The sequence below is a fragment of the Mesorhizobium sp. LNHC229A00 genome (assembly GCF_000502415.1).
Taxonomy (GTDB): Bacteria; Pseudomonadota; Alphaproteobacteria; order Rhizobiales; family Rhizobiaceae; genus Mesorhizobium.
This window is the reverse complement of sequence record NZ_AYWQ01000014.1, coordinates 1-26,602: the sequence shown is the minus strand read 5'-3', so window position 1 is coordinate 26,602 and position 26,602 is coordinate 1. Positions and strand designations below refer to the sequence as shown.

30 protein-coding genes and 1 pseudogene are annotated in these 26,602 nt (G+C 64.6%); 16 read left to right on the top strand and 15 right to left on the bottom strand.

Annotated elements, in window-relative coordinates:
• Positions 1-53: 53 nt before the first annotated feature.
• Together X742_RS146590 and X742_RS146595 are read right to left on the bottom strand one after the other, a co-directional pair.
• On the bottom strand, positions 54-641 hold the full coding sequence (locus X742_RS146590; protein WP_023774024.1) for a dihydrofolate reductase family protein: 588 nt from the start codon (positions 639-641) through the stop codon (positions 54-56).
• Positions 642-678: 37 nt separating this feature from the next.
• Positions 679-1,557: an NmrA family NAD(P)-binding protein gene (locus X742_RS146595; RefSeq protein ID WP_023774023.1), complete on the bottom strand. Its 879-nt coding sequence runs from the start codon at positions 1,555-1,557 to the stop codon at positions 679-681.
• A gap of 110 nt (positions 1,558-1,667) precedes the next feature.
• On the opposite strand from X742_RS146595, the gene X742_RS06735 reads away from it, so the two are divergent.
• Together X742_RS06735 and dinB are read left to right on the top strand one after the other, a co-directional pair.
• Positions 1,668-2,084, top strand: a complete 417-nt coding sequence (locus X742_RS06735) for a helix-turn-helix domain-containing protein (protein ID WP_023774022.1) — start codon at positions 1,668-1,670, stop codon at positions 2,082-2,084.
• A 157-nt stretch (positions 2,085-2,241) separates the two neighbouring features.
• A complete protein-coding gene (gene dinB / locus X742_RS146600; protein ID WP_023774021.1) occupies positions 2,242-3,489 on the top strand; it encodes a DNA polymerase IV in 1,248 nt (415 codons plus the stop codon).
• Between the two features lie 61 nt (positions 3,490-3,550).
• Here the strand turns inward: dinB and X742_RS0137855 are convergent, their stop codons facing one another.
• Positions 3,551-3,940: a hypothetical protein gene (locus tag X742_RS0137855; RefSeq protein ID WP_156939422.1), complete on the bottom strand. Its 390-nt coding sequence runs from the start codon at positions 3,938-3,940 to the stop codon at positions 3,551-3,553.
• A 49-nt stretch (positions 3,941-3,989) separates the two neighbouring features.
• Here X742_RS0137855 and X742_RS1000000174165 point away from each other — a divergent pair, with 49 nt between their 5' ends.
• Complete coding sequence (locus X742_RS1000000174165; protein ID WP_156939421.1) at positions 3,990-4,133, top strand: hypothetical protein; 144 nt, start codon at positions 3,990-3,992, stop codon at positions 4,131-4,133.
• Positions 4,134-4,209: 76 nt separating this feature from the next.
• Here the strand turns inward: X742_RS1000000174165 and X742_RS1000000172890 are convergent, their stop codons facing one another.
• Entirely contained in the window at positions 4,210-5,787 is a 1,578-nt protein-coding gene (locus X742_RS1000000172890; protein ID WP_084569607.1) for an alpha/beta hydrolase, read from the bottom strand.
• A gap of 741 nt (positions 5,788-6,528) precedes the next feature.
• On the opposite strand from X742_RS1000000172890, the gene X742_RS146610 reads away from it, so the two are divergent.
• The gene (locus X742_RS146610; protein ID WP_023774017.1) at positions 6,529-6,912 is read left to right on the top strand and encodes a YkvA family protein; all 384 of its coding nucleotides are present in this window, start codon (positions 6,529-6,531) and stop codon (positions 6,910-6,912) included.
• Positions 6,913-6,990: 78 nt separating this feature from the next.
• Here X742_RS146610 and X742_RS146615 read toward each other — a convergent pair whose 3' ends face one another.
• The gene (locus tag X742_RS146615; RefSeq protein WP_023774016.1) at positions 6,991-7,524 is read right to left on the bottom strand and encodes a sterol desaturase family protein; all 534 of its coding nucleotides are present in this window, start codon (positions 7,522-7,524) and stop codon (positions 6,991-6,993) included.
• A 259-nt stretch (positions 7,525-7,783) separates the two neighbouring features.
• On the opposite strand from X742_RS146615, the gene X742_RS146620 reads away from it, so the two are divergent.
• Positions 7,784-8,248, top strand: coding sequence for an NUDIX domain-containing protein (locus tag X742_RS146620; protein WP_023774015.1), 465 nt, complete (start codon positions 7,784-7,786; stop codon positions 8,246-8,248).
• Between the two features lie 50 nt (positions 8,249-8,298).
• Here the strand turns inward: X742_RS146620 and X742_RS146625 are convergent, their stop codons facing one another.
• On the bottom strand, positions 8,299-9,486 hold the full coding sequence (locus tag X742_RS146625; RefSeq protein WP_023774014.1) for a Gfo/Idh/MocA family oxidoreductase: 1,188 nt from the start codon (positions 9,484-9,486) through the stop codon (positions 8,299-8,301).
• Positions 9,487-9,785: 299 nt separating this feature from the next.
• Between X742_RS146625 and X742_RS146630 the strand changes: the two genes are divergently transcribed.
• From X742_RS146630 to X742_RS146670, 9 genes are all read left to right on the top strand, one after another.
• Complete coding sequence (locus X742_RS146630; RefSeq protein ID WP_023774013.1) at positions 9,786-10,679, top strand: MurR/RpiR family transcriptional regulator; 894 nt, start codon at positions 9,786-9,788, stop codon at positions 10,677-10,679.
• A gap of 77 nt (positions 10,680-10,756) precedes the next feature.
• Positions 10,757-11,539 (top strand): SDR family oxidoreductase, encoded by a 783-nt coding sequence (locus X742_RS146635; protein ID WP_023774012.1) that lies wholly within the window; start codon positions 10,757-10,759, stop codon positions 11,537-11,539.
• Positions 11,536-13,068, top strand: coding sequence for a mannitol dehydrogenase family protein (locus X742_RS146640; RefSeq protein ID WP_023774011.1), 1,533 nt, complete (start codon positions 11,536-11,538; stop codon positions 13,066-13,068). Before X742_RS146635 ends, X742_RS146640 begins: the two co-directional genes overlap by 4 nt.
• Before the next feature lie 34 nt (positions 13,069-13,102).
• The gene (locus X742_RS146645; RefSeq protein ID WP_023774010.1) at positions 13,103-14,017 is read left to right on the top strand and encodes a sugar phosphate isomerase/epimerase; all 915 of its coding nucleotides are present in this window, start codon (positions 13,103-13,105) and stop codon (positions 14,015-14,017) included.
• 89 nt (positions 14,018-14,106) lie between these two features.
• The gene (locus X742_RS146650; protein WP_023774009.1) at positions 14,107-15,141 is read left to right on the top strand and encodes an ABC transporter substrate-binding protein; all 1,035 of its coding nucleotides are present in this window, start codon (positions 14,107-14,109) and stop codon (positions 15,139-15,141) included.
• 168 nt (positions 15,142-15,309) lie between these two features.
• Positions 15,310-16,857, top strand: coding sequence for a sugar ABC transporter ATP-binding protein (locus tag X742_RS146655; RefSeq protein WP_023774008.1), 1,548 nt, complete (start codon positions 15,310-15,312; stop codon positions 16,855-16,857).
• A complete protein-coding gene (locus tag X742_RS146660; RefSeq protein ID WP_023774007.1) occupies positions 16,854-17,828 on the top strand; it encodes an ABC transporter permease in 975 nt (324 codons plus the stop codon). Before X742_RS146655 ends, X742_RS146660 begins: the two co-directional genes overlap by 4 nt.
• Before the next feature lie 76 nt (positions 17,829-17,904).
• Positions 17,905-18,903: an ABC transporter permease gene (locus tag X742_RS146665; RefSeq protein ID WP_023774006.1), complete on the top strand. Its 999-nt coding sequence runs from the start codon at positions 17,905-17,907 to the stop codon at positions 18,901-18,903.
• 59 nt (positions 18,904-18,962) lie between these two features.
• On the top strand, positions 18,963-19,937 hold the full coding sequence (locus X742_RS146670; protein WP_023774005.1) for a nucleoside hydrolase: 975 nt from the start codon (positions 18,963-18,965) through the stop codon (positions 19,935-19,937).
• Between the two features lie 181 nt (positions 19,938-20,118).
• On the opposite strand, the gene X742_RS146675 is transcribed toward X742_RS146670, so the two are convergent.
• Together X742_RS146675 and X742_RS0137845 are read right to left on the bottom strand one after the other, a co-directional pair.
• Positions 20,119-20,427 carry a DUF1236 domain-containing protein gene (locus X742_RS146675; RefSeq protein WP_023774004.1) on the bottom strand — a complete coding sequence of 103 codons (309 nt, stop codon included), beginning with the start codon at positions 20,425-20,427 and terminating at the stop codon, positions 20,119-20,121.
• 69 nt (positions 20,428-20,496) lie between these two features.
• Positions 20,497-20,721, bottom strand: coding sequence for a hypothetical protein (locus tag X742_RS0137845; RefSeq protein WP_023782864.1), 225 nt, complete (start codon positions 20,719-20,721; stop codon positions 20,497-20,499).
• Positions 20,722-21,020: 299 nt separating this feature from the next.
• On the opposite strand from X742_RS0137845, the gene X742_RS146680 reads away from it, so the two are divergent.
• Positions 21,021-21,251: a hypothetical protein gene (locus tag X742_RS146680; RefSeq protein ID WP_023774002.1), complete on the top strand. Its 231-nt coding sequence runs from the start codon at positions 21,021-21,023 to the stop codon at positions 21,249-21,251.
• Positions 21,252-21,583: 332 nt separating this feature from the next.
• On the opposite strand, the gene X742_RS146685 is transcribed toward X742_RS146680, so the two are convergent.
• The 5 genes from X742_RS146685 to X742_RS146705 form a co-directional block, all read right to left on the bottom strand.
• Complete coding sequence (locus tag X742_RS146685; RefSeq protein ID WP_023774001.1) at positions 21,584-22,186, bottom strand: cupin domain-containing protein; 603 nt, start codon at positions 22,184-22,186, stop codon at positions 21,584-21,586.
• A 105-nt stretch (positions 22,187-22,291) separates the two neighbouring features.
• Positions 22,292-22,600 carry a DUF982 domain-containing protein gene (locus tag X742_RS146690; protein ID WP_023774000.1) on the bottom strand — a complete coding sequence of 103 codons (309 nt, stop codon included), beginning with the start codon at positions 22,598-22,600 and terminating at the stop codon, positions 22,292-22,294.
• Positions 22,601-22,687: 87 nt separating this feature from the next.
• Positions 22,688-22,912, bottom strand: coding sequence for a hypothetical protein (locus X742_RS146695; RefSeq protein ID WP_023773999.1), 225 nt, complete (start codon positions 22,910-22,912; stop codon positions 22,688-22,690).
• A 60-nt stretch (positions 22,913-22,972) separates the two neighbouring features.
• Positions 22,973-24,604 carry a chaperonin GroEL gene (gene groL / locus X742_RS146700; protein WP_023773998.1) on the bottom strand — a complete coding sequence of 544 codons (1,632 nt, stop codon included), beginning with the start codon at positions 24,602-24,604 and terminating at the stop codon, positions 22,973-22,975.
• A gap of 59 nt (positions 24,605-24,663) precedes the next feature.
• Positions 24,664-24,978: a co-chaperone GroES gene (locus X742_RS146705; RefSeq protein WP_023773997.1), complete on the bottom strand. Its 315-nt coding sequence runs from the start codon at positions 24,976-24,978 to the stop codon at positions 24,664-24,666.
• Positions 24,979-25,370: 392 nt separating this feature from the next.
• Here X742_RS146705 and X742_RS146715 point away from each other — a divergent pair, with 392 nt between their 5' ends.
• Positions 25,371-25,649: an usg protein gene (locus X742_RS146715; protein ID WP_023773995.1), complete on the top strand. Its 279-nt coding sequence runs from the start codon at positions 25,371-25,373 to the stop codon at positions 25,647-25,649.
• Between the two features lie 90 nt (positions 25,650-25,739).
• On the opposite strand, the gene X742_RS1000000174160 is transcribed toward X742_RS146715, so the two are convergent.
• Both X742_RS1000000174160 and X742_RS146720 read right to left on the bottom strand, forming a co-directional pair.
• Positions 25,740-25,880, bottom strand: a complete 141-nt coding sequence (locus tag X742_RS1000000174160) for a hypothetical protein (protein ID WP_023773994.1) — start codon at positions 25,878-25,880, stop codon at positions 25,740-25,742.
• A gap of 65 nt (positions 25,881-25,945) precedes the next feature.
• Positions 25,946-26,602: pseudogene (locus X742_RS146720) on the bottom strand (ATP-binding protein); the annotation flags it as partial.

Sequence of the window (26,602 nt, the reverse complement as noted above, 5' to 3'; positions counted from 1 at the left end):
CAAAGGATTCCGGCCAAATGTCTTTTACCGGCGTGCGGCCCGCACGCCCGCGATCAACCTGCCGGCGCGTAGCGGCTGACCACCATGCCGCAGGCATAAGCCTTCGAACCAAGCAGAAGCAGGTTTTGGAACCCGCCTTGGTCGAAAATGCGGCGGCCGGCGCCCAGCACGGCCGGATTGACGAACAGCTGGAACTCGTCGATCAATCCGGCCGCGATCAGCGCCGACGCAAAGCCAGCCCCGCCGAAGACGGCCATGTCGCCGCCCTCACCCGCCTTCAATGCGTTGACCTCGCGCGGCAGGTCGCCGCTCACCACCGTCGTGCGCTCCCATCGCGAGGTCTCGAGCCTGTCGCTCGGCACCACCTTGCGCGCGTCGACGATGCGCTGGGCGAAGGCATAAAACGAATCGGCCGGATATTTGCTCGCCGCATGGCCCCAATGGGCGAGATAACCTTCCTCAGCCATCTTGCGGCTGAGCAGCACGGTGTCGATGCCGGCAAACACGGCGTTGAAATCACGCTTCAGCTCCTCGTCCCACCCGATGTCGTCGCCCCATCCCCAGAGTTGCCAGGGATGGTCGGCATCGCCGCCGACGAAACCGTCGACCGACATCTGCATCTGAAGGATCAGCTTTTTCATGGGGTTCTCCTCGTTTCCGGATTCCAGTCAGGAAGGATCACGCCGCGTTTTGCGAACGGGCAAAGGCTTGTGCCCAGCTTTCGAAAGTGGTCGGCGTGGCGTTGCGGATTGACGGTGCCTCAAGCGCCCAGCGTTCACCCTTGTTGAAACTCGCCGCCGTTTCGCCGAGCGCATCGGCAAAGCTCGGTGACAGGCCGCTGGCGATCATCCCGGCGCGCGCCTCAGTGAATGGGGCCGCCTTGTAAGCGACCTGCCTCCCCATCGCGCTGCCAAGGATCGCGGTGGCCTGCTCGAAGGCATAGTAGCCGCCGCCATGCAATTCGATGATCCGCTCGCTTGGAAAACGCGTGGCGTCCAGCAGGGCGGCGGCGCGCTGGCCGACATCGCTGGCAGCAATCAAAGGCATCGGCGGATCGCCCCGGAACGGCGTCATGAAGATGCCGGAAGCGGCCTGCTGGACAAAGCCCATGCCCTTGGCGAAGTTCTCCATGAAGAATGAGGCGCGCAAAAACACCAGTTCGTGGAGGCCGAGCGCCGCCAGCCGTTCCTCCATCAAGGCGGCGCCGAGCGAAGTTCCCATCCTGAGATGGGCGTTGAGGCCGCTGAGCAGCACGACGCGGCGCACGCCTGACTTCGCGATCGCCGCCGCCAGCCGCGCACCGACTTCATCCTCGAAGCGATGAAGATCCGGCGCCGTGATGTCGAACGGAATCATTACATAGGCGCTGTCGGCACCGGAAAAGGCGGTGGCGAGCGCGTCGCTATCGTCAAGCGCCACACCCAGGCTGCGCGCCACGCCGCGCACAATATGCCCCCGCCCGGTCAGGACCTGGGCGACTGCCTTGCCAACCTCGTTGGTAGCCCCGACGACCACGACGGTTCTTGGTGTGCTGATTTTCCCGATGGCCTGGCTCATGACGTCCTCCTGCTGGCCAAGTTGCGATCTAACGATTTACTTTTGGAAGCATTTGACTGATGGAAAGAATGATGTCAACAGTAAAGTGATTTAAAAATGGAACCATAGAGATGTCAACGCGTGAAAGATCCGGCTGCCCCATCAACCTGTCGCTGGAACTGCTCGGCGATCGCTGGACGTTGCTCATCATCCGCGACCTGGTCTTCGCCGGCAAAAAGCATTTTCGCGAGTTCCTGCAATCCGATGAAGGCATCTCCTCGCGCACATTGGCCGAGCGGCTGCAGACGCTGCAAGACGAAGGCATCCTCACCCGCAGCGACGACCCCAGCCACGGGCTGAAGGCGATCTATCGGCTGACCGAAGCCGGCATCGATCTCCTGCCGGTGCTGGCGACGCTTGGCGCCTGGGGCAGCAAGCACCGCAAGTCCGACGACAAGCTCGCCCGTATCGCAGACGAACTGTCGGCCGGCGGCGGGCCGGCGCTGGAACGGATGAAGGCGGCACTGCGGGCGGAGCATGTTGTCTAGGAAGTGCGCTGCCTCCCTCTTCCTGTGGAGAAGCAGGAGCTTTGCGCGCCTCGGTTATTCCTAAAGAGCACCGATGCGCCAAAGATCAATTGACAATGATCTCTATTTGTTCACTATATGTTCCTATCTATCAGCAATCGCGGATGAGCGGAACAGGATGGAAACGACGGCCACCATCCTGCATGCCGATCTCGACGCCTTCTATGCCTCGGTCGAGCAACTGCTCGATCCGACGCTGCGCGGCAAGCCGATCGCGGTCGGCGGCGGCGTGGTGCTCGCCGCCTCTTACGAAGCGCGCGCCTTTGGCGTCCGCGGCGGCATGCCGGGGCGCAAGGCGCGCGAGCTTTGCCCGCAATTGATCTTCGTCGGCGGAAATTTCAGCCACTACCAGCGGCTGGGCGACGCGGCGATCAAGGTGCTCGACGATTTCACGCCGGTGGTCGAACGCATCTCCATCGACGAGGCCTTCGCCGATGTCGCCGGCTGCACGCATCTGTTCGGCTCCCCGCGGGAAATCGCGACCACGATCCGCGGCCGTGTGCGGGCCGAACTCGGCCTGCCGATCTCGATCGGCGTGGCGCGCACCAAGCATCTGGCCAAGATCGCCTCGCAAGTCGCCAAGCCCGACGGGCTGGTGGTGGTCGAGCCCGGCACCGAGCTTGCCTTCCTGCATGATTTGCCGGTCTCGCTGATGTGGGGCGTCGGCCCGGCCACCAGGGCGCGCTTGGCCGAGATCGGCGTCGAGACCATCGGCGAGTTGGCCCGGACCCACAGCGGCGCCCTAGCCCGGCTGCTTGGCCCCGCCGCCGGCGAAAAGCTCGCGGCCCTGTCACGGAACCGCGATCCGCGCAAACTGGAGACGAAGCGCCGGGCGCACTCGGCCGGCGCGCAATCGGCCCTCGGGCAAAAGCCGGCCGTGGCCCGGGTGATCGTGCCGACACTGCTGCATCTGGCCGACCGCGTCGCCAGCCGGTTGCGCGCCAGGAACCGCCCCGGCCGCACGGTAACGGTGCGCGTGCGCTTTGCCGATCTCAGCGCCGTCACGCGCTCGATCACGCTGGAACAGCCGATCTCGGCGACCGCCACTCTGGCCGAGATCGCAGGGGATTTGGTGCGCGGCGTGCTCGCCGAGCATCCCCGGGAGAAAACGATCTCTCTGCTGGCGATCTCGGTCTCGCACCTGGAGGAGAGCGCCGAACTGCAGCTCGACCTGCCACTCGGCCTCGCCGACGAGAGGCGCCGCCCGGGCAGCCAAAAAGGCCTCGCGCGCTTCGGCGCCGACCGCGCCATCGATAAGATCCGCCAGCGTTTCGGCAAACAGGCGGTCGGCTACGGTACGGTGGCCCTGGAAGCGGCCCGCTCGGTGCCCGACGCATTCAGGGAACTGGCGGAAAAGGAGCTTTGACCGGAGAAAGGGACTGTCCCCGGCGGCGCGTCAACCGACACCATGCCGCGCTTCGCCGCTGTCAGGCCGACGCTGCACCGACCCCATAGAGTTGCCCGCCTCCCGGCACGGCGCCTGTTTCGGTCCCGCCGCGCTCTGTAAACACAAGGCCGGAGCCCGGCACGAGGTCGCGGATTGTGCGCGACGTAATGATCTCGCCTGGCGAGGCTTGGCCGAGCATCAGCACTGCTTGGTCGATGGCGGTGCCGGTTAAATCACCGTCTTCCCTTTCGCACTCGCCAATATGCACCGCGGCACGGACGGCGAGGCCAGAAGGCTTCAAACTGTCGCGGATCGCCATGGCGCATTGGATCGCCCGCGTCGGACGCTGGAAGGCAGCGAGCAGGCCATTCGCGTCGCGCCGGATCTCCCTGCCCTGCGCCAGCTGCACTTGATCGCAGATCGCGTCCACATATCTCCGCCTCAAATCCAGGCCATCTGCGGAGGCAGATGGCGAGGTGATGTCCACGCAGAGAATGGTGACCAGCACACGCTCGCCGGGTGCCGCCGGCAAGGTGCCGCTGACGAAGGACTGGATCTCATCGATCAGGCGATCCGAGCCCTCACCCCAGATGACATGGTCGTTGCCCGCGAGCTCGATGTAGCTCGCGCCCGGGATGTGTTTCGCCAGGTAGCGTCCCTCCTCGGCCTTGACCCAGCGATCGCCCGCTCTCTGAACGATCAGCGTTGGAACGTGGATGGCTCCCAGTATCTCCCGAACGTCGATCTCGACGCTCCAGCACCNTCGATGTAGCTCGCGCCCGGGATGTGTTTCGCCAGGTAGCGTCCCTCCTCGGCCTTGACCCAGCGATCGCCCGTTCTCTGAACGATCAGCGTTGGAACGTGGATGGCTCCCAGTATCTCCCGAACGTCGATCTCGACGCTCCAGCACCACAGCGAGATCGCATCGGCGGGCGAAGCTGAATTGCGCAGGAAGGCCGCGAACCATTCGCGCTCGAATGCATCGTTCATCAGGCTGGGCGCGGCATTGCTGAGGTCGGCCGGCTCTCCCCATTCGCGCTCGATGCAGATGAGTTCTCTTTCCACCTGCGCCTTGGTTTTCGCCCAGGGGTAGTCCGGCGCCCATACACCTCGGGCATAGGTCCCGTTCAAGACGAGGGCCGCCGTGCGTTCGGGATAGGTCGCGGCAAACAGCATGCACATGCTGCCGCCCTCGGAGCTGCCGAACAGGACGGTACGGTTCGAACCGACCGCGTCCAGGACCGCGCGCACGTCTTCCATACGCTCTTCGAGCGTCGGCAGGCCGACATTGCGATCCGACAGTCCGGTGCCGCGCTTGTCCATCCGGATCAGCCGGCAAAAGGAGCCGAGACGGTGCAGGACATGCGCCAGCCTGGGCGATGCCCAGGCAAGGTCCAGATTGGAAACCCAACCTGGCACATAGATGAGGTCCACTGGGCCGTTGCCCGTTACCTGATACGCGATGTTGCTGCCGGCCGATTTGACATAGTGGGTCGGCGGCGACGTAGGCCGTGCGCCGGGCGCAACCGGCCCGGCGGGTGCTGGAGCAGCCGACGCCGTGCGGCGGGCGCGAAGCTGTTCATAGAGCTGCCTCGTTTCCGGTTCCGGCTGAACATGTAGCTGGCGCTGCAAGGCATCGCGGCAGAGCTCATATTGTTTCAGCGCCAAATTGACGCGACCTTGGGCTGCACAGGCCCGCATCAAGGCACGGTGGATATCTTCACGCAGCGGCTCCCAGGCTAGCAAGCGTGTCGCCGCCAGCACGCAGGACGCCAGATTGTTCTGTGCGAAGTAATGCGCGACGAGCTTTTCCAGCACCAAGACGGCCGTGGCCCGCAGCCGTGCGCGTTCGACCCGCAGCCAGTCCTCGAAGGGTTCTTCCTTCAGGCTGAAGCCATCGAGGAGATCGCCTCGATAGAGGCTGATGGCCTGCTCAAGCTGCTCGGGTGCCGCCTCGGCGGCCAGCACCTCGAACCGGGCGACGTCGAAATCGAGATCATCCAGCTCCAGCATGATGCTGTCGCCATCGATCAGGAAGCGCCCGCCATTGGCCGAGGGCATAGCCTTCCTCACGACAGAAAGGGCCTGCCGAAGGTTCATACGTGCCTGCGGCTCGCCGGTGTCGCCCCACAGCAGGGCGGCAAGCTTTTCGCGCGAGAGGGAATGCCCCGAATGGATCGCAAGATAGGCGACCATGGCGCGCGCCTTGCGGGTGAAGGACGGGGCCACGGCACCGCCAGCGAAATCGAACCCACCCAACAGTGAGAGGCGCGCCATCGGATCCACCACAGCTTCAGCGGCAATCCTTTACCGGTGCCGATACCAATTCAACCGGCATTCTGCGTCTCGCGACGCTTTTCACGATTTCGTCACGCTGACACCAACGCGAGTCCGACGGCTGTGACGCACGGTGCTGCTGACAACTGTCATGGAGAATACGATGCTGCTCCCGCACCCAACAGACTGGCCGCCGCTGTTCTACGGCGATCCCTGGCTGACGTCGCCGTCTCGGGACCGGGTCACGCCGCAGCGCTACGACCTGGCGCTGGCAGGGTACCTGGAAAAACAGGCGGCCAACCGGGAGGCGGATCGCCGGCCAGGCCTCCTCGGCCGCCTTATCGACAAGCTCCGTCAACGTTTCGGCAAACAGGCGGTCGGCTACGGTACGGTGGCCCTGGAAGCGGCCCGCTCGGTGCCCGACGCANCAGCGTTTCGGCAAACAGGCGGTCGGCTACGGTACGGTGGCCCTGGAAGCGGCCCGCTCGGTGCCCGACGCATTCGGGGAACTGGCGGAAAAGGAGCTTTGAGTGAGTAGTCCCCCCGTCACTCACGCTTTCCGGATCGACGTCCCAAACCAGGTGGCGCGGTGGTCGTCACCGGCACCCGGCTTTCAATAGGTCTTCTTCACGCACGCCCCTCGGGTGGCGGGTCAGTTTGCAGATCGTCGACATCGCTGCAATGATCCAGGCGAAGGAGCGGAGACGCCGATGTTCGGGGCCTTCTAAGGAGAGTTGCCGGGTGACTGTCCTCGACAAGGCAAAGCAATGGGCGAGAGCCATCAAGCGCGATGTCATGGCCCTGTGGCTGGCCGCCCGCGATCCTCGCGTTCCCTGGTACGCCAAAGTTGCCGCCGGCATGGTCGCCGCCTACGCGCTCAGTCCTATCGATCTGATACCCGATTTCATTCCCGTACTCGGGTATTTGGACGATCTGATCATCGTACCGCTTGGCATCCTGCTTGCGGTGAAGTTGATCCCCGCCGATCTGATGGCGGAGTTTCGCGCGGAAGCCATTCGCCGATCGAGGCCGACCAGCCGCGGCGGTCTCGCATTCATCGTCGGAATTTGGGTTCTGATGGCCGCCGCGCTCATCTGGTTATTCTGGCCAGATCGTTTCGCCTAGATTTCAGCCTCGGCGTTTCTCGTCACTCGACCGCCCGTCAGACCACAATCGGTGGCCCGCCGACAGACCCATCCCCTGTCAAAGCCTAGCGGTGCCGAAAATCCGGTCCCAGAATATCGAGGTCACGCCGAAATTGGCGTTGTCGTCGATATGGTGGTGCACCGCGTGGCGGCGCTTGAGCGTGTAGAGATAGCTCGGATGGGCCGGATGCCAGTGGTGGATCATGTGGTGGACGCTGATGTACCAGAGATAGCCCAGCATCAACCCGCAACTCACCGCGCTGGCGGTCGCGAAGTCGGAGACCATCCAGACGGGCAGGAACGCCACCAGTGCATGCACGCCCAGGCTGAGCCAGGTGGGCGTGCCCACCGGACTGCGCTCCTCGACGTGGTGACGGTCGTGCAAGTCCCGGATCCAGGGGACGTGGTGCAGCACGAAGCGGTGCAGCACATATTCGATCAGCGTCCACAGGCCAAGGCAGATCATCATCGTGCCGACCCAGTCCGGAGCGCCTTCTTCTCCGGCCTCGATCAGTCCGGCCACCCCCAATATGGCGATCACCAGGGGATAGACCACGAAGTCGCTGTAGTAGCCGATCAGACCCAGCTGCATTCGGACGCCTCACCTGATTTTCGACGCCGCCCCAAAAACGATGCTATCAGTTTGCCGGACTCGCGCATGAGGTGCAATGCGGATGCATCTGACATAGCGTCGCAATTTCCAGGTGCAAGATCGGCAGCCATGATCGCTCGGAATCGGCCGGCTTCGCACCGGTGCCGTAAACGGACATGCAAACATGGCAAAACGCAGCGCGGGTCTGCTGATCTATCGCCGGAGCAATGACGATATCAGCGNAAACGGACATGCAAACATGGCAAAACGCAGCGCGGGTCTGCTGATCTATCGCCGGAGCAATGACGATATCAGCGTCCTTCTGGTTCATCCCGGCGGCCCGTTCTGGGCAAAGAAGGACGATGGCGCCTGGTCGATCCCGAAGGGCCTCGTCGAGGAGGATGAGGACGAATTGGCGGCGGCACGACGCGAGACCGAGGAAGAGCTCGGCACCGCCATCGAAGGCTCCTTCGTCCGCCTCGGCGACTACAAGCAGCCGGGCGGTAAGATCGTCATGGCCTGGTCCGTCGAGGCCGACATCGATGTGGCCGCCATCAAGAGCAACACCTTCACCATGGAATGGCCGCCGCGGTCCGGATCGATGAAGGAATTCCCGGAGGTCGACAGAGCCGGCTGGTTCACCTTGGCCGAAGCCGGAGTGAAGATTCTGCAGGGTCAGCGCCCGATGCTGTCGGATTTGGCGGAACAGTTGGGTATCGCATGATCGCCAACGGCAAAAGCTGCCGATCTCCCTCTCGCAGGGAGATCTGCAGCTCATCCCGCAAACCTTGCCGCCGTCCACGCCCCGCCAGCCGCGTTCGACTCCACCGCCGCGGCAACAAACTTCACCCCGCGCGCGCCGTCGGTCACGTCGGGCACCTGCGCAGCGCGGGCCGGATCGACCGCGCGACCCGAACGGTGGGCGCGGATGATGTCGGCGGCGTCGCGGTAGAAATTGGCGAAGGCCTCGATATAGCCTTCGGGATGCGCCGCCGGCATGCGCGACACGCGGCGGGATTCAGCGGTCGAGCCGTGGCCGCCGCGCACCAGCGTGCGGGTTTCCTCGCCATAGACGGAAAAGCGTAATTCTTCCGGCCGCCCGCCTGACCATTCGAGCCCCGCCCTGTCGCCATAAATGCGCACGGAGAGATCGTTGTAGTGGCCGGGAGAGGTCTGGCTGGCCAGGATCGTGCCTCGTGCGCCCTCGGTCCAGCGCACCAGTACATGGGCGTTGTCGTCGAGCCGGCGCCCCGGCACGGCGGTGAACAGGTCGGCCGACACCGCCTCCGCCTCGCGGCCGGAAATGAAGCCTGCCAGGTTGAATGCATGCACGCCGATATCGGCCAGCACCGCCGACTGCCCCGCCCTCGCCGGATCGGTGCGCCATTCGGCCTGCTTCTGGCCCTCGGCGTCGATCGGCTTGGTCAGCCAGTCCTGGATGTAGGCGCCGTGCACCGACACGATCCGCCCAAGCTCGCCCGCCATCACCATCTCGCGCGCCTGGCGCACCATCGCGTAGCCGGTGTTGTTGAGCGTGACGACGAAGCGGCGGTTTTTCGCCTTCGCGAGTGCAACCAGTGCCTCGGCGTCGGCCAGCGTCGTCGACAGCGGCTTGTCGCAGATCACGTCGATGCCGGCCTCGAGGAAGGCGGTGGCGATCGGCGCGTGCAGATGATTGGGCGTGACGATGACGACCGCCTCGATACCGTCAGGCCGGGCGGCCTCCGCTTTGGCCATGGCGCGGTAATCGGCATAGCTGCGCTCCGGCGCGATGCCGATCTCGGCGGCCGAGGCGGCGGCATTGTCGGGGTCGGACGAGAGCGCGCCGGCGACCAGCGCGATCTGGTCGTCGAGGCGCATGGCCAGCCGATGCACGGCGCCTATGAAGGCATTACGGCCGCCGCCGACCATGCCGACGCGCAGACGCTGGCGCGCCGATCCATCCGATGTTGCGTAGACCATGTTTTCTCCTCGGATCTGATCACTAGCGGGGTCGTCATCCTGGGGCGTAGCAAGGGGCGAAGCGACGCGGCGCAGACCCCAGGATCCATGCCGGGGACTCCGGTGCGTTGCCACGGTGAAGAATTCTGCTCCGTTGCACTCTACAACCAAAGTCGCGGCATGGATCCCAGGGTCTCCGGACGCTGCGCGGCTGCTTCGCCCTGGGATGACGAAATCGCCGAGCCCTCGCCACTATCCCCATCGAACACCATTTCCAATTTCCATATTGTAAAACGATCGTATCGCGCTAGCCTGAATTCATGAGCGGGGCGAGAAAACCATCCGGACGATCCAGTGCCGACGAGGCAGCGACGCGCAAACGCGGCCGTTCGCTGGCGGCACTCGGCTATATACAGCCGCGAACCTATGAGGAGCTGCGCGCGGTGCTGTCGTCAGGCACCGTGCATTTTCCCAAGCGCCTGCGCCAGGTGGCGATCTTCCTGTGGCAGCACCCGAGCGAGGTGGCGCTCGGCACGATCGCCCAGGTGGCGGCACAGGCCGGCGTGCAGCCCTCGACCCTGGTTCGCTTCGCCCAGATCTTCGGCTATTCCGGCTTTTCCGACTTCCAGGGCCTGTTCAAGGACCACATCAAGGGATCTTGGCCGGAAGGCCGCGGCGAGCAGCGCGCCGAGGCAGAGCCCAATGCCGCCACGCATTTCCTGCGCGGCATGGTCGGCGCCTCGCAGGCCTCGCTCGGCCGCATCGAAAGCGGCTTCGATATCCAGAGCTTCGAGAAGATGGTGGCGACGCTGGCCAAGGCGGACCTGATCTACGTCATCGGCTCCAAGCGCGCCTTCCCCGTCACCACCTATCTGTCGCTCACGCTTTCGCAGCAAGGCGTGCGCAATGTGCTGGTAGACAATGTCGGCTCGACCGCGCTCGACCAGATCGGCTGCATCGGCCGGCAGGATGCGGTGCTGGCGGTGTCCTTCAGCCCCTACAATTCGATCACGCCGGACTTGGTGGCCGTGGCGCATGAGCGCAAGGCGCGCATCGTCACCATCACCGATAGCACCTTCTCGCCGCTGATCCGGCTGTCGGACAGCTGGCTGGAAGTGGTGGAATCCGACTTCGCGGGCTTCCGCTCGCTGGCGGCGTCGCTGGCGGTGGGCATGGCGCTGGTCCAAGGCGTCGCGGCGCGCCGCGGCACATGAGGTGCCGCTGGTACAATTGACTATCGGGAATTAGCATTCCATATTTCAAAAATAGAAACTTTGTTCCGGGAGGAGGAATGGAGATCAGGCTCGAAGGCAAGGTGGCGCTGGTCACCGGGTCGACGCAAGGTATCGGCCGTGCCATCGCCGAAACGCTGGCGCGCTGCGGCGCTGCCGGCCTGCTGATCAGCGGGCGCGACAGCAAGCGCGGCGAGGCCGTGGCTGCGGAACTGTCGGCCCTCGGTACGCCGACGCTCTTCGTCGCCGCCGACCTCGGAGACCCGGAAACGCCCGCCCTTTTGGCGCAGGCTTGCATCGACCACTTCGGCCGCATCGACGGCCTGGTCAACGCCGCCGGCCTGACCGACCGTGCCTCCTTCCGAGACGCGACCCTCGATGACTGGTCGGCGCTGTTCGCCGTCAACGCCCGTGCGCCGTTCTTCCTGATGCAGGCCGCGATCGCCGACATGAAGAAGCGTGGCCAGGGCGGCGCGATCGTCAACATCCTGTCGATCAACGCCCATTGCGGCTCGCCGGAACTCGCCGTCTATTCGGCCACCAAGGGCGCGCTGGCGACGCTGACCAAGAACGCCGCGAACGCCCACCGCTTCGACCGCATCCGCGTCAACGGCATCAATGTCGGCTGGACCGACACGCCGGCCGAACGCATCATGCAGGCGCGGACGCTGGGCAATGGCCCGGGATGGCTCGACGCGGCCAATGCCGCGCAGCCCTTCGGTCGACTGCTCAAGCCGGACGATATCGCCAATCTCGCCGTGTTCCTGCTTTCCGACGCGGCCGGGCCGATGACCGGCGCGGTGATCGACCAGGAACAGTCGGTGGTCGGGGCGAACCGGTGAACGCTATCGAAAGGCTCGGGCCCGGACTGCTGGAGCGGCTCCCCGCAGCCGTGCAAAAGCCGTCATACGACCGCGCGGCGCTCTCACCAGGCATGGCGCATCTGGGCGTCGGCGCATTCCATCGCTGTCACCAGGCCGAATACACCGACGACCTGCTTTCGCGCCGGTTCGACCGCTGGGGTATCGTCGGCATCAACATTCGCCCGCCCGCCCTGGCCGAGACGCTTGGCCGGCAAGACGGCCTCTACACAAGGCTGATCCGCGAGAACGGCCATGTCGAGGCACGCGTCATCGGCAGCATTGTGAAGGTGGTCGACAGCCAGGACAGCGCCGCACCGGCGCTCGAGGTGCTCGTCTCCGCGGACATCGAGCTGGTGACGATGACGGTGACCGAAAAAGGCTATTGCCACGTCCCCTCGACTGGCGCGCTCGACCTCGATCATCCCGACGTCGTCCATGACCTGGCTAACCCGGAAGCGCCGCGCAGCGTGCCCGGCATCCTCACGCGGGCGCTGGAGCAACGTAGGGCCACGCATGCCCGGAAGCTGACGCTGCTCTCCTGTGACAATATTCCGACCAACGGCAGCATCCTGGAAAATGTCGTGCGGAGCTTTGCCGAACGGCGCGGCAATGGCCTGGCCGACTGGATCGCGGCCAATGCCGCCTTCCCCTCGGCCATGGTCGATCGCATCGCGCCGGCGGTGACCCGGCAAGACCTCGACAGCGTCGAACAGCGCTATGGCTATCGTGATGGCGCGGTCGCCGTCGGCGAACCCTTCCGGCAATGGGTGATCGAGAAAAAATTCGCCGGCCGCATGCCAGGCTGGGACCTGGCCGGCGCTACCTTCGTCGATGACGTCACCCCGTTCGAGCACCTCAAGATGCGAGTGCTGAACGGCGCCCAGACGACACTCGCCACGCTCGGCGTACTGGCCGGCCTCGAACACACGTCGGATGCCATCGCCGACCCGCTGCTTTCGCTCTTTGTCAGGCGCATGCTGGTCGAGCAAACCCTGCCGACACTGATGCCGGTGGCTGGAATGAACCCATCGGCGTATGTCGAGCAGAGCCTTGACCGGTTGAAGAACACCGCGATCCGCCATCGCAACCACCAGATCGCCACCGACGGCTCGCAAAAAATCGTGCAGCGCCTGCTCAACCCGATCCGCGACCGCCTGAACCTGGGGGCCGGCATCGGCCTGCTGTCGGTGCCGGTCGCCGGCTGGATGGCTTATCTGATCCTGTCCTCGGCAGGCTTCGGCAAGCGCTGGCCAGTGTCGGATCCCTATGCCGGCATGGTCGCCGCGATTGCGGACGAAACCGGCCACGATGCGCGGGGGCTGGCTTCCGCCATCCTGGCCATCGACACGATATTCGACCCGGGCCTTGCCGCGAACGAGACGTTCCGGCAGGCCGTCACATTGGCGCTTGGCGAACTGCTTTCGGGCGATCCGATGGCGGCAGTCCGTCATAGTCTCGAACAAGACGAGGTCGCGAGGTTGAAGCGATCCAAACAATCGGCATTATAGGTATCGATCGCGGGTTCGCGGTCAGGGAGGCATGATGAAACTTGGACTGCTCACCGCACCGTTCGCGGACACGCCGCTTGGCGAGGTCGCCGGCTGGGCAAGCTCTGTCGGCTTCGAGGCACTGGAAATCGCCTGCTGGCCGAAAACCTCCAGCGCGACCCGCCGCTATGCCGGCACCAGCCATATCGATGCTGATGGCACTTCGGCCTCGCGGGCGAAAGAAATCGTTGCCTCGCTGGCGGAAAAGAACCTCACGGTTTCCGGCCTCGGTTATTACCCCAACCCGCTGCACCCTGATGCCGCCCATCGCGAGGCGGTCATCGGCCACCTGAAAAAGGTGATCGTCCTGGCCGCCAACATGGGCGTTCCCGTGGTCAACACCTTCTGCGGCGGCGATGCCTCCAAGACAGTCGACGTCAACTGGCAGGACGCGCTGAAAGTCTGGCCGGAAATCGTCGCCCACGCACGCGACCACGGGGTAAAACTCGCCTTCGAAAACTGCCCGATGATCTTCAGCCATGACGAATGGCCGGGCGGGCACAACATCGCCTATTCGCCGCAGATCTGGCGCCGCATCCTGGAAGCCTGGGGCGGCGAGGTCGGCATGAATTTCGACCCCTCGCATCTGGTCTGGCAGATGATCGACCAGGCCCGCTTCATCCGGGAATTCGGCCCCTATATGCTGCATGTCCACGCCAAGGACCTGATGATTGATCATGATGGTTTGTACGAGCGCGGAACCCTTTCGGCGGGGATAGGCTGGCAGGTGCCTCGCATGCCGGGGCTGGGGGATGTCGACTGGAGCGGCTTCTTCTCGGGTCTTTACCGCGCTGGTTATGACGGATCGGTCATCATCGAACACGAGGACAGGCGCTTTGAAGGCAGCGACGAGCAAGTGAAGCGGGGCTTTCTGCTCGCCCGCGACGTGCTGCGCCCCTTCGTCAAGTGACGGCAAAGCGGGCCACTTGACTCTGATTGTGAGTGGCGCGGCTTAACGGGTTGAAACTGAACTGAAAAACAATGTGGAGGAAGACTGAAATGAAGAAATATCTGACCATGGTCCCGCTGCTTGCTAGCGCGGCGCTGCTGGCCTCGGTGGGCGCGTCGTCCGCTGCCGGCAAATACACGATCGGCATTTCCAACACCGTGCAGGGCAATGGCTGGCGCGAGGAAATGGTTTGCGCCATGAAGGCGCAGGCGCTCGCCTCCGGCGAAGTGACCAAGCTCAACATCGCCCACCGCAACACCGATGCCGCCGGCCAGTTGGAAGACATCCGCAACCTGATCAGCGCCAAGGTCGACGCCATCGTCGTCAACCCCGCCGACCCGGCCGGCATCAAGGCCGGCCTGGAAGAAGCCACCAAGGCCGGCATCGTCGTCGTCGCCGTCGACCAGGCGGTCACCGAGCCGTCGGCTTACATCATTTCCAACAACCAGGAGCAGTATGCGTATCTCGGTGCCAAATGGCTGTTCCAGCAGATGGGCGGCAAGGGCGAGGTGTTTTATATGCGCGGCGCGGCGGGCGCTTCGGCCGATAGCGATCGCGACAAAGGCTTCAAGAAGGCACTGGCCGAATTCCCCGACGTGAAGGTGGCGCAGGAGGTCTTCACCGGCTGGCAGCAGGATCAGGCCAAGCAGCAGATGCTGTCGTTCCTGGCCACCGGCACGCCGTTCAACGGCGTGTGGACGTCGGGCATCGATAACGTCATCGTCGACGCGCTGGTCGAATCGCAGGCGCCGCTGGTGCCCGTGGTCGGCGCCGACAATGCCGGCTTCGTCGGCCAGCTGAGCTCGGTCAAGGGCCTCTTGGGTGCCGCCGTCACCAACCCCGGCTCGATCGGCGGTGCCGGCGTGACGCTGGCGCTGCAGATCCTCGACGGCAAGAAGCCGGCGCAGCAGACCGTGCTGGTCGACCCGCAGCTGTGGGAGAATGCCACCGAGGAAGGCAAGGCCAAGCTGAAAGCCGCCGCCGACCCGTCGCTGAGCCCCGAATGGCCGGTCTCGATCATGATCCCGGAGTGGACGACCTACACCAAGGAGCAGATCGTCGCCTGCAAGGGCCCGGGCGAGTAAGGCTGGCTTCGCCAGCGGACCCTCCGTTGGCGCCGTCCCTCACCTGCCTGCACGGCGCCGCAACAGCTTCTCTCTCCCCGTCATACGGGGAGAGATGTCCAGCAGGACAGTGAGGGGCGGCGCCGACGTTCGCCAGGATTTCACCACAGAAACCGAGAACCATCCGATTTGACCACCGCCCCCCTCCTCGACGCGTCAGGCGTCGCCAAGAACTACGGCGCGGTCGCGGCTCTCCGCGACGCATCGCTCTCCGTGCTGCCGGGCGAGGTGCATGCGCTGATGGGTGCCAATGGGGCCGGCAAGTCGACGCTTGTGAAGATCCTGACCGGCGCGATATCAGCCAATGCCGGACGCATCCTGATCCGTGGCGATGCGCGCGACATACGCTCGCCGGCCGCCGCGCGCCGGGCCGGGCTGCTGCCCGTCTATCAGGAGCCGTCGCTGATCCCCGATCTCGACGTGCTGTCCAATCTGCGGCTGACCGGCACGCCGGTCGAGCCGTTCCGCGCCTGGGTGCGCGAGCTCGGCATACCGGACCTCGACCTGCGCGACACCGCGCGCGACATCCCGCTCGCCATCCTGCGCGTGCTCGACCTGGCGCGGGCGCTGGCCGTCGAGCCCGACGTGCTGCTGCTCGACGAGATGACGGCGGCACTGCCCGCCAACCTCGCCGAAAAGGTGCTGGAAGTGGTGCGCCGCCAGGGCGACGCCGGCCGCGCCGTGATCTTCATCTCCCACCGCTTCGTCGAAATCTCGGCCCTTTGCGACCGCGCCACGGTGCTGCGCGACGGCGCGACCGTCGGCGTCGTCGACATCGTGCCGGGCGTTGAGGAAAAGATCGTCGAGCTGATGCTCGGCACTCGCATCGTCAAGACCCATGTCGCCGCCCGGAGCGCCAGCGAAAAGGCCCGCGCCCCTGCCCGCCCGCGCATCGCCGTGAGAAACCTGCGCGTCGGGACCAAGCTCAGCGATGTCTCCTTCGATCTCCGCGATGGCGAGGTGGCCGGCGTCGTGGCGCTGGAAGGCCAGGGCCAGGACGAACTGTTCGCCGCCCTTGCCGGCTCGATCAAACCATCGGGCGGCACGATCGAGGTCGACGGCAGCCCGGTGAAATTCGCCCACCCGATCGACGCCATCCGATCGGGGATCGCCTATGTGCCGGGCGACCGTTCGGAGGCGCTCGCCATGCAGCGCTCGGTGCGCGAGAATATTGCGCTCCCCTTCAGCGCCGCCTTGCGCAACTGGGGGCCTATTCGTATGCGCAAGGAGCGCGCCACCGTGGCGAGCGCCATCCAGCGCCTGCAGATCGACACCCGCGCGCAAGGCGAGGTGCAGCGGCTGTCCGGCGGCAACCAGCAAAAGGTCACCATCGCCCGCTGGATCGCGGCCGACGCGCGCACAATCTTGTGTTTCGACCCGACGCGCGGCATCGATGTCGGCACCAAGCAGGAGATCTATCGTCTGCTGCGCGAGCTCGCCGGCAACGGCAAGTCGGTTCTGTTCTACACCTCCGAACTGGAAGAAGTGCAGCGTGTCTGCGACCGCGTCATCGTCATCTTCGGCGGCCGCCTGGTCGATATTTTCCCCGTCGAGGAGGCCGACGAGCCGACGCTGATGCGCGCCGCCTACGGCCTGCCGCGCGGCGTCAAGGCGGATATCGGTATTTTGGCCGTACCCACGGCGAATGCTTCCGAGGCGCCGGAGGCAACGCCATGAGCCATTTCCTGCGCCGGCAGGGCTGGGTAACAGGCCTGTTCGCCCTTCTCGTCATCCTGTTCATCGCCACCAAAATCATCCAGCCGGCCTATGGCAGTGGCGATTTCGGCTCGCTGGCGCGGGCCGTGCTGCCCTACGCCTTTGCCGTCGCCGCGCAGACGGTCGTCGTCATCGCCGGCGGCATCGACCTCTCGGTCGCCGCCATGATGGCGTTGACCAGCGTCACCGCCGCCTCGATGATGGCGGGCGCGAGCGAGGAATACGCGCTGTTCGTGGTGCCTTTCGTGCTCGCCATGGGGTTCGTGCTCGGCGCGCTCAACGGCCTGCTCATCGTCGTCACCCGCGTGCCGGACATCGTCGTCACGCTGGCCATGCTGTTCGTGCTGCAAGGTGCGGCCCTTCTGGTGCTCGGCGCCCCGGGCGGCGCGGCGGCCGAATGGCTGAAGGCGCTGATCTCGGGCACCGCGCCGATACCGGGCCTGCCCGACGCCGTCGACGCGTGGCTGCCCAAGGCGCTGCTGGTGCTGATCGTCTGCCTCTGCATCGTGTGGATACCGCTTCGGCGGTCGCGCCTCGGCCTTTCCATCTACGCCATCGGCTCCAGCGAACTGGCGGCGTTCCGCAGCGGCGTGCCTGTCGCCCGCACCAGGGTCATCGCCTACGCGCTGTCAGGCCTGTTCGCGGCCATGGGCGGGTTGGCGCTGACCTTGAGCACAGGCATCGGCGCGCCTATCCCCGGCCCCTATCTGCTGGCCAGCGTCGCCGCGGTCGTGCTGGGCGGCGTGGCGCTCGGCGGCGGCAAGGGCGGCCTGCTCGGCCCCATCGTCGCCGTCTTCGTGCTGCGGCTGGTGCGCACGGATCTCACCTTGCTCGCCATCGACCCCAACGTCACCGCCATCATAGAAGGCCTGATCATGGTCGCCGTGGTGATGTTCGGCGCCTTCATCACGATGCGAGGTCGCCAATTATGAAACTCCCCCGCAGCGCTCTACGGCGCCGTAGAGCACCATCCTTCCAGAACACCTCCTCGCGAGCAGGAGCCACCCCATGAGCACCACCGCGATCACGCCCGCGCCGGTCCCCTTCGGCCGCCGCGTAAAACGCTTCATGGCCGATCGGCCTCTCATCCCGCTGATCATCCTGCTGGTCATCCTGGTGATGATCCTGCAGATCCTGCGCCCCGGCATCGTCAACGAGCGCTGGATCGCCAACACCATCAAATTCGCCATTCCGCTGGCGATCCTCGCCGGCTGCCAGACCATGACCATGTTGACCGGCGGCATCGACCTTTCGGTCGGCACGGTGGCGACGATGAGCGCCTTCATCATGGCAACCCAGATCGTCAGCCAGGACCCGGCGGTGGCCTTCCTCCTGGCGATGATGCCGGCGGTGCTGATCGGCCTCGTCAACGGCATCGGCGTCGGCGTCTTCCGTGTCCATCCGCTGATCATGACGCTGGGCACCAGCCTGATCGGCACCGGCTGCCTGCAGGTCTACCAGCGGACGGTGATCGCGTCGGGCGCAAAAATTCCCGATTTCCTCGCCTGGCTCGGCACCGGTGTGACCCCCATGCTCGGCTTTGCCTTGCCCAACGCCTTGCTGCTCTTCTTGCCGCTGGCGGCCCTCATCGTCTTCACGCTCGCCCGCACCGGCTTCGGCCGCCTGCTCTACGCCGTCGGCGACAATGAGCGCGCGACGCGCCTGTCGGGCGTGCGATACTGGCAGGTCATGACGGCGCTTTACGTCACCTCCAGCGTGCTCGCCGGCATCACCGGCTTGCTCTATATCGGCCTGATCAAGGCGCCATCGCTGTCGCTCGCCGAACCGCTGGTGCTGCCCTCGGTCGCCGCCGCCGTCATCGGCGGCACCTCTATCTTCGGCGGCCGCGGCGGCTATACCGGCACCGTCATCGGCGCGCTGATCTTGACGGTGCTGACGACGCTGCTGACGATTTTGCAAATGCCGGAGGGAGCGAGAAGGATCCTGTTCGGGTTGATCGTCCTGTTCGTGACGGCGGCATATCTGCGCATTGTCGAGGACAAGTAGGCGCGGCCGACTATTGGCGCGGGGCAGCCACAGGCTCCGCCGACAAGGGAGATGAAATCATGGAAAAGATCATCCTGGACTGTGATCCTGGGCACGACGACGCCATTGCCATCCTGCTTGCGGCGGGAAACCCGATTATCGACCTTCTCGGCATCACGACGGTTTCGGGAAACCACAATGTCGAGAACACCACGCGCAATGCTCTGGCCGTCTGCACTGCCTATGGCATCAAGGTGCCGGTGGCGAAGGGCTCAGCCGGCCCGCTCATCGGCGACCAGGTGCTGGCCGTCGAAATCCATGGCGATACCGGGCTCGACGGCCCCGTCCTGCCGCCTGCCTCGTTCGAACTCGATAAGCGGCATGCCGTCGACTTCATCATCGACACTGTCATGGCACACGAGCCGAAAACCATCACGCTGGTGCCGGTCGGTCCCTACACCAACATCGCGCTCGCCATTCGCAAGGAACCACGCATCATCGGGCGGGTGAAGGGCGTCGTCGCGATGGGTGGAGCGTACACGCGCGGCAACATCACGCCAGCGGCGGAGTTCAACGTCTATGGCGACCCGGAGGCGGCGGACGTCGTGTTCCGCGCTGATTGGAACGTCACCATGGTCGGCCTCGACCTCACGCACCAGGCGCTGGCCACTCCGGACCTGCAAAACAGGGTACGCGCCGTTGGCGGCCCGATAGCCAAGTTCGTCCTCGATATCTGGGAATTCATAGCGACCACACATGGCGGCCTCCTGCAGATCGAGTATCCCGCCGTCCACGACGCCTGCTGCGTCGCGGCCATGATCGACCCGACCGTCTTCACCACCGAGAAGGCCGATATCCGCGTCGAAATCGCCGGGCGGTGGACCAAGGGGATGACGGTCTGCAATTTCGAGCAGATGGGCGGGATGCACCATTTTGGCGGCACCGCGAGCGAGCAGGTCGACTTCCGCCATACCGTGGCGATGAGACTAGACCATCCAAAATTCTGCGACCTGATCGTCGATGCGCTTGAGCGACTGACCCGCGGCAAGGGATGACGCCGCCCGTTTGTCCGCACGACCGGCGGGTGTTGGGCAAGGGTCCTGTTGAAGATCGCACGGCCGTGTGAACGGTTTCGACGGTGTTCACAGGCATTAAAGTGGCTCCGTTTAGAAAGCCCGCCGCGCCCATTCGCGGCACGGCGGGCCGCCCCCGTTGACCAGGGGCCACCTACCAGCATCACTCGATGATCTGCACGACCCTGCGTGTATCGGGGTCCACCAGGACCGCATGGTCCCCGACAACGGTGTATTTGTATCTGACGTCGGGAACGTCGATTGTATGGAGCTCGACAGTGTCAGGGAGAGCGGAGCCGACGTTGAGTTCGACGCCGAGCAGGCTGACTGATGCGAGTTTTTGCTTGTGGATATATTCGCGGACAACCGTCTGCTGCTCAGGCTTCAGAATCACGACGTCTCCCGCGAAGGAAGCACCAATTCCAGCCGCAAGCGCGAGGGCCGCGACAGCGCCGACAAGATATCTTTTCATGACAAGTCCTTTTGTGAACTAAGAAACATTCTCAGAGGCCAGAACAATTCTGGCCTCTGCCGCAGCCAATCAGCCGCCATTGGCAGGTGCGGCGGGCTTCGCGGGCGCTGAAGTGGCCGGAGCTTCCACCTTTGGCGCCTCAACCTTCACGTTGATGTCCTTCCCGCCGCCGCCACCGATGTTGATGACGCCGGTAAATATCAGCAAGACAACGATGGCGATTATCGCAAGAACAATAGCGACCGCAGTGCCGCCGCCACCTCCAGAATTAACAACAGTTGGACCGTCAGCCATGACTTTCTCCTCTCCTATTCTTTGAGTTGTCACCGGTCAGCAACGGCTCCCGCTGCATTGCGTTCCCGGGCAAGGCTTAGGTCTTATAGNCTATTCTTTGAGTTGTCACCGGTCAGCAACGGCTCCCGCTGCATTGCGTTCCCGGGCAAGGCTTAGGTCTTATAGGCGGCAAGACTGAGGTCTTATGCGGCAACCCAAATCTTGCCGATACGTTAGGTCTCGCGCGGGAGCACGCGGCCAATCATCCATCATCGCCGAATCCAGCTCGACCGCCGGATATTCTGAGAGCGAGGCAAGCAGTGACATCAGCCCACAGACCGAGCATCCGCGACGACAATCGCCCTGCAAATGACAATGATGTTCAGGCACCGGAAATCCCCTCGGCCCTGCCCGTCTGTTTGAGTGAGGACGCCAACATTGTCGATCTTGTCAGGCGAACCGAGCGCTTGGCCATCGCGGTTGTCGTGGGAATGGCGATCTGCCTGACGCTTATCCCGGCGATCTATGTTGCCCTGACCTACGGAATGTAGACGGTATGGCAGTCGTCTGTCCGCCTCCGAGGCAGGCGCGATCTCTTCACCACCGGCTCTCTCCAGGTTTTGCTCCCAACATCGCGCCTGGCATGCCGGATCCCGCGCGCATCAATCCCGAGAAGCTCAGACAAAAAAGAACCCGCCCCGGCGTCAACCGAAGACGGGCTCTCTCCGTTTTCCAGTCCGTTGATAAAGCACTCGACGGCTACCAACCTCCAATGCCCGAGAGCGTTCCACCGGAATGATGGACCATGCTGGGATCCGCCGGTGGATCGTTGCGAGGCAGGGCTTGCGTCGGCAAGCTTTGCTCTCTTTGGCTTTCGGCGTACTCAATCCTTTTTCCACGCCGCCAACAGCGGGCCCTTGCTTCCATAGACGGGGTCCTTGCGCGGACGGCCGACCTTGGGGATCGTCACCACCGCCTTGACGTGGTCGGCGGTGGTCGTGCATTCGTCATAGGTGCCGGACGGCGGATAGGCGCCAACGACGAGAAAGTCGTCGGAGGCGGAGATGCGCTGGTGCCCGGTGCCGGCCGGAAGGACCGCGACATCGCCGGCCTTCAGCGCCAGCGTTCGGCCCTTCTTGCCGCCAAACCGGACTTTCGCCGTGCCACGGGCCACGCCGAGCACTTCGTGGATGCGCGAATGGTAGTGGACATAGTCGTAGATGCCGTTGCGCCAGCTGTTCCCCCAGCCATTGGCCGAGAAAAGCTCCTCTATCACGGCCGCGGGATCGAAGTCTTCCGGCAATCTGACCGCGCCGCGATAGACGACCAGCGGCCACGACGGGTGATTGGGCACCAGGCCATCGTCGCCAAACCTGAACTCGTTCGCTTTTCGCGGCCTGACAAGGTCGGCCGCCTGTCGACTGTCCGGTCTTGCGGCACCGGTCACCTGTTCCGCCACTTTCTTGATGCTTTGCAGGATGCTCATGACGTCGCCTCGCTTGGGGAGCCCAGGGCTGATTCAACCCGATGGCCATCGCTTGGTTCCCGCGGGCTCGGCGCCCGTCGCGGCCGCGAGGCGGATCACCAAAGATCAGACGGACCTGCCGCCTCCCCCCGCCTGCAGCGCATTGTCCATCGCAGAGGCCGGCGAAACCATGTCCGGCAGCAATATGTCGTTGCGGCGTGCGAAGGTGACCAGCGTCGCGCGCACCGTCTCCGGGTCGATCTCACCGGCGATGCCCGCCTTGCAGGCATTGAGGGCGACGGCATGAGCGCTGTTGCGGCTGGCGGCCGGCCATTCCTGCAACAGCACGTAGGCTTCCATCACGCTTTCGATCTTCCTCGGAAAGCCCATTCCGACCAGAATGGTCACCGGTTCTTCAAACTGCCAGCGATTCATGGCTTGTGCCTCCTCTCGATTGTGCGAGCCAAACACCGGAAGGGCGAGGCCCGCCGCGTAAGGGTTAATGGGACTGGATGTCGGCGCTCAGCCGCCGGCCGATGCCTCGGACGCCTCCGACACCTGTTGCGCGGCCAGGAACATCAGCGTCGCGGCAACGGTCCGCCGCTTCCAGCCGGCGGCTTCGGCTCTGTCGAGCAGTTCCGCCAGCAGCGGCTTCAGCGCCGCGCGGCATTCGCTTTCATAGGCCAGGAACTCCTTTGCCTGAAGTGTCGGCGCGGGCACGGCCCCAAGGTCAGCAAGTGCATCCATATCTCTCTCCCTTCAACCGATGCCCGCCCCCTGTCCGGGAGCGGGCGGACTGGTCGGACCTCAGAAGTCCATGCCGGCGCCGGCGGGCATTGCCGGGCTGGCGGCTTCCTTCTTCGGCTTCTCGGCCACCATTGCCTCGGTGGTCACCAGCAGGCCGGCGACCGATGCCGCATCCTGCAGCGCGGTGCGCACCACCTTGGCCGGGTCGATCACGCCCTGGCCATAGAGATCGCCGAACTCGTTGGTCTGAGCGTTCCAGCCCCAGCCGAATTCGCTGGTCTCGCGCAGCTTGCCGACGATGATCGAGCCTTCCGCGCCGGCATTTTCCGCGATCTGGCGGACCGGCGTCTCGATGGCGCGGCGCACGATCTCGACACCGGTCTTCTGGTCGGCATTGGCCGTCTGGACCGCATCGAGCGCCTTGGCGGCCCGAAGCAGCGCGACGCCGCCGCCGGGCAGCACGCCTTCCTCGACGGCCGCGCGGGTGGCGTGCAAGGCATCGTCGACGCGGTCCTTGCGTTCCTTGACCTCGACCTCGGTCGAGCCGCCGACGCGGATCACCGCGACACCGCCGGCGAGCTTGGCCAGCCGCTCCTGCAGTTTCTCGCGGTCATAGTCGGAGGTGGTCTCCTCGATCTGGGCCTTGATCTGCGCGACTCTGCCCTGGATTTCCTCCTTGCGCCCGACGCCGTCGACAATGGTGGTGTTTTCCTTTTCGATCACCACTTTCTTGGCGCGGCCCAGCATCTCCAGCGTCACGTTCTCGAGCTTGATGCCGAGATCCTCGGAGATCGCGGTGCCGCCGGTGAGGATGGCGATGTCTTCCAGCATGGCCTTGCGGCGGTCGCCGAAGCCCGGCGCCTTGACGGCCGCGACCTTGAGGCCGCCGCGCAGCTTGTTGACCACCAGCGTCGCCAGCGCCTCGCCCTCGACATCCTCGGCGATGATCAGCAGCGGCTTGCCCGACTGGACCACCGCTTCCAGCACCGGAAGCAGTGCCTGCAGGTTGGCTAGTTTCTTTTCATGGATCAGCACGTAGGGCTCGTCGAGTTCGACGCGCATCTTGTCCTGGTTGGTGACGAAATAGGGCGAGAGGTAGCCGCGATCGAACTGCATGCCTTCGACGACTTCCAACTCGGTCTCGGCGGTCTTGGCTTCCTCCACCGTGATGACGCCTTCATTGCCGACCTTCTCCATCGCTTCGGCGAGGAAGCGGCCGATCTCGGCGTCGCCATTGGCGGAGATGGTGCCGACCTGCGCGATCTCGTCGTTGCGGGTCACCTTGCGGGCGTTGGCCTTCAGCTCGGCGACGACAGCGTCCACCGCCTTGTCGATGCCGCGCTTCAGGTCCATCGGGTTCATGCCCGAGGCAACGGCCTTGGCACCCTCCTTGACGATCGCCTGGGCCAGGACGGTCGCGGTGGTGGTGCCGTCGCCGGCAAGGTCATTGGTCTTGGAAGCGACTTCGCGCACCATCTGCGCGCCCATGTTCTCGAACTTGTCCTCGAGCTCGATTTCCTTGGCCACGGTGACGCCATCCTTGGTGATGCGCGGCGCGCCGAACGACTTTTCGATGACGACATTGCGCCCCTTGGGGCCGAGCGTCACCTTCACCGCATTTGCCAGGATATCGACGCCGCGCAGCATCTTCTCGCGCGCTTCGGTATGGAATTTTACCTCTTTGGCAGCCATTGGATCACTCCTCTATCTCTAGGCAGCATTCGTTGACTGGTGGTTTTTCGAAGAAGCCGTCAGGCGGCCTTCTTCACTTGCGCTGTCTGCTCGATCACGCCCATCACGTCGCTTTCCTTCATGATGAGCAGATCCTCGCCCTTGAGCTTGATCTCCGTGCCGGACCATTTGCCGAAAAGGATACGGTCACCCACCCTGACATCCAGTTCGGCCAGTTTGCCGCTGTCGTCGCGCGCGCCTGGACCGACGGCGATGACTTCGCCTTCCTGCGGTTTTTCCTTGGCGGTATCGGGAATGATGATGCCGCCGGAGGTCTTTTCCTCGGCCTCGATGCGGCGGACCAGGATACGGTCATGCAATGGACGGAACGCCATGTCGTTCTCCTCTTGGGACAAACAGGTTTTCAGCTTCCTCCACACCGGACCGGCAATTCGGGCCGCTGCGGAATGCGGCGACCCTTTGGCAGGCATCGCGCGCGCATATCGAGCTAGTTTTCCCTTTTTTCGGTTTCAAGAGGTCGGCCAGAAAATTTTAGCACTCACGCTGGTGGAGTTCCAACCTGCTGTTATTGCGGTCTTATTCGCTCTGCGTTAAGAGCTGACGCTTGAATTCCCGCCTCGATCCGGCAAAAATATCCGCGGCCAGTACCATCGCGGGCGCCGGAACCGCTCACCCTCTGAAGGAGTTGTTTGCCGACGGCGCACATTGATGGGCCGAAAGATTTTTTCGCCATTACGGCCACCGCTGCCGCCGAAAGGAGACATGAATGATCGCAAACGTCAGCAAGGAGTTCCGCCTCCAGATGGAGGGCTATGGCCTGACCACCGCACAAATCCATTACCATCTGCCTGACCATCGGAGCCTGCTGCAGCTTTATGTCTGGCAGGACTACGACCTGGCGCCGGAATTCCCCGAACTCAAGGGATTTCTCTCCTATTGGGAGCGCGAATTGGAAGGGCCGCTTCACTCCGTTCACATCGCGCATCACCGGCTCATCACCCCATCGGAATGGCGGGCGGTCGACGGTGTCATCACGGTCCAGTAAGGGCGGCGGCGTCGTGCGGTGCTGACCTCATCAGACGCCGACCAGCGACCTCATCGGCATCGCCTTCGCACCGCCGCCTGCAAGCAAGCTTCAGATACGATGATTGACCAGCGCCACGCCGAGCCCGGCAAGGATCGAGCCGCGGGTTCCCTGCACCGGCAACCCGCCGCCGCTTGCCGGGGACCGCGCAAGCGCCAGCGAGGCGATGCCGACCGCCGCTAGGTCCGCCATCGAGAACCAGCGGATCAGCGTTCGCCGATGAGGTCGCACTGCAGCCACGGCCGCGTTGGATGCCCTCACAATGCCAGGCTTCCCTGCTCCGCCCCCTCGGCATTGGGATCGCCGGGCGCCGTTGCCCAGGCGAGTTCGACCAGCGTCACGGTGCGCTTTCCCGTGCCGTCGAGCTGGCAGACGATGAGGCCCTGCTCCTCGATATAGGTGAGCAGCCGCCGGGCGCGGCGCATGGAGTGCGAGCCGTAGGCACGGGCGATCGCGCCATCGCTCGGGCATGGCCAGCCCTCCTTCGCCGCGCGCGCGATCATCATGAACACGCCTTGCATGTCCTCCGGCAGCAGCGAAGCGCGCACCGAGACGTCGCGCCACACATCGTCCTCGCTGGTTTCGGCCCCCAGCCCGGCACGGGCGCGCGTCAACATGCGGCGGAAGGCGGGCAGATCAGGCACGACCGAGGCGAGGCCCTCGATGCGGCAGCGCACGACAAACTCCTGGTAGAGCACCCCGATCACGCGGAAGCCCGCGTCAGGTTGTGCAAGAATGGCGCGCAGCACGCGGTCCACCCGCTCGCGCCGCTCCGCCAGGTCCTCGGCGCTGACTTGCGGCTCGGCAGGTTCGGGGCGGATTTCCAGCGCAGCCGACTTCGCCGCCATCAGCTGGTCGAGCAGGTCCGGCGACGCCACCCGGCGCGGCGCTCGCATCGTCTCGGGCGGCGGGGC

Bases quoted from the DNA above. Each gene is read 5' to 3' on its own strand.
- X742_RS146590 (WP_023774024.1), bottom strand. From the start codon at position 641: ATGAAAAAGCTGATCCTTCAGATGCAGATGTCGGTCGACGGTTTCGTC.
- X742_RS146595 (WP_023774023.1), bottom strand. From the start codon at position 1,557: ATGAGCCAGGCCATCGGGAAAATCAGCACACCAAGAACCGTCGTGGTC.
- X742_RS06735 (WP_023774022.1), top strand. From the start codon at position 1,668: ATGTCAACGCGTGAAAGATCCGGCTGCCCCATCAACCTGTCGCTGGAA.
- dinB (WP_023774021.1), top strand. From the start codon at position 2,242: ATGGAAACGACGGCCACCATCCTGCATGCCGATCTCGACGCCTTCTAT.
- X742_RS1000000174165 (WP_156939421.1), top strand. From the start codon at position 3,990: ATGTCCACGCAGAGAATGGTGACCAGCACACGCTCGCCGGGTGCCGCC.
- X742_RS146615 (WP_023774016.1), bottom strand. From the start codon at position 7,524: ATGCAGCTGGGTCTGATCGGCTACTACAGCGACTTCGTGGTCTATCCC.
- X742_RS146620 (WP_023774015.1), top strand. From the start codon at position 7,784: ATGGCAAAACGCAGCGCGGGTCTGCTGATCTATCGCCGGAGCAATGAC.
- X742_RS146625 (WP_023774014.1), bottom strand. From the start codon at position 9,486: ATGGTCTACGCAACATCGGATGGATCGGCGCGCCAGCGTCTGCGCGTC.
- X742_RS146630 (WP_023774013.1), top strand. From the start codon at position 9,786: ATGAGCGGGGCGAGAAAACCATCCGGACGATCCAGTGCCGACGAGGCA.
- X742_RS146635 (WP_023774012.1), top strand. From the start codon at position 10,757: ATGGAGATCAGGCTCGAAGGCAAGGTGGCGCTGGTCACCGGGTCGACG.
- X742_RS146645 (WP_023774010.1), top strand. From the start codon at position 13,103: ATGAAACTTGGACTGCTCACCGCACCGTTCGCGGACACGCCGCTTGGC.
- X742_RS146650 (WP_023774009.1), top strand. From the start codon at position 14,107: ATGAAGAAATATCTGACCATGGTCCCGCTGCTTGCTAGCGCGGCGCTG.
- X742_RS146660 (WP_023774007.1), top strand. From the start codon at position 16,854: ATGAGCCATTTCCTGCGCCGGCAGGGCTGGGTAACAGGCCTGTTCGCC.
- X742_RS146665 (WP_023774006.1), top strand. From the start codon at position 17,905: ATGAGCACCACCGCGATCACGCCCGCGCCGGTCCCCTTCGGCCGCCGC.
- X742_RS146670 (WP_023774005.1), top strand. From the start codon at position 18,963: ATGGAAAAGATCATCCTGGACTGTGATCCTGGGCACGACGACGCCATT.
- X742_RS146675 (WP_023774004.1), bottom strand. From the start codon at position 20,427: ATGAAAAGATATCTTGTCGGCGCTGTCGCGGCCCTCGCGCTTGCGGCT.
- X742_RS0137845 (WP_023782864.1), bottom strand. From the start codon at position 20,721: ATGGCTGACGGTCCAACTGTTGTTAATTCTGGAGGTGGCGGCGGCACT.
- X742_RS146685 (WP_023774001.1), bottom strand. From the start codon at position 22,186: ATGAGCATCCTGCAAAGCATCAAGAAAGTGGCGGAACAGGTGACCGGT.
- X742_RS146690 (WP_023774000.1), bottom strand. From the start codon at position 22,600: ATGAATCGCTGGCAGTTTGAAGAACCGGTGACCATTCTGGTCGGAATG.
- X742_RS146695 (WP_023773999.1), bottom strand. From the start codon at position 22,912: ATGGATGCACTTGCTGACCTTGGGGCCGTGCCCGCGCCGACACTTCAG.
- groL (WP_023773998.1), bottom strand. From the start codon at position 24,604: ATGGCTGCCAAAGAGGTAAAATTCCATACCGAAGCGCGCGAGAAGATG.
- X742_RS146705 (WP_023773997.1), bottom strand. From the start codon at position 24,978: ATGGCGTTCCGTCCATTGCATGACCGTATCCTGGTCCGCCGCATCGAG.
- X742_RS146715 (WP_023773995.1), top strand. From the start codon at position 25,371: ATGATCGCAAACGTCAGCAAGGAGTTCCGCCTCCAGATGGAGGGCTAT.
- X742_RS1000000174160 (WP_023773994.1), bottom strand. From the start codon at position 25,880: ATGGCGGACCTAGCGGCGGTCGGCATCGCCTCGCTGGCGCTTGCGCGG.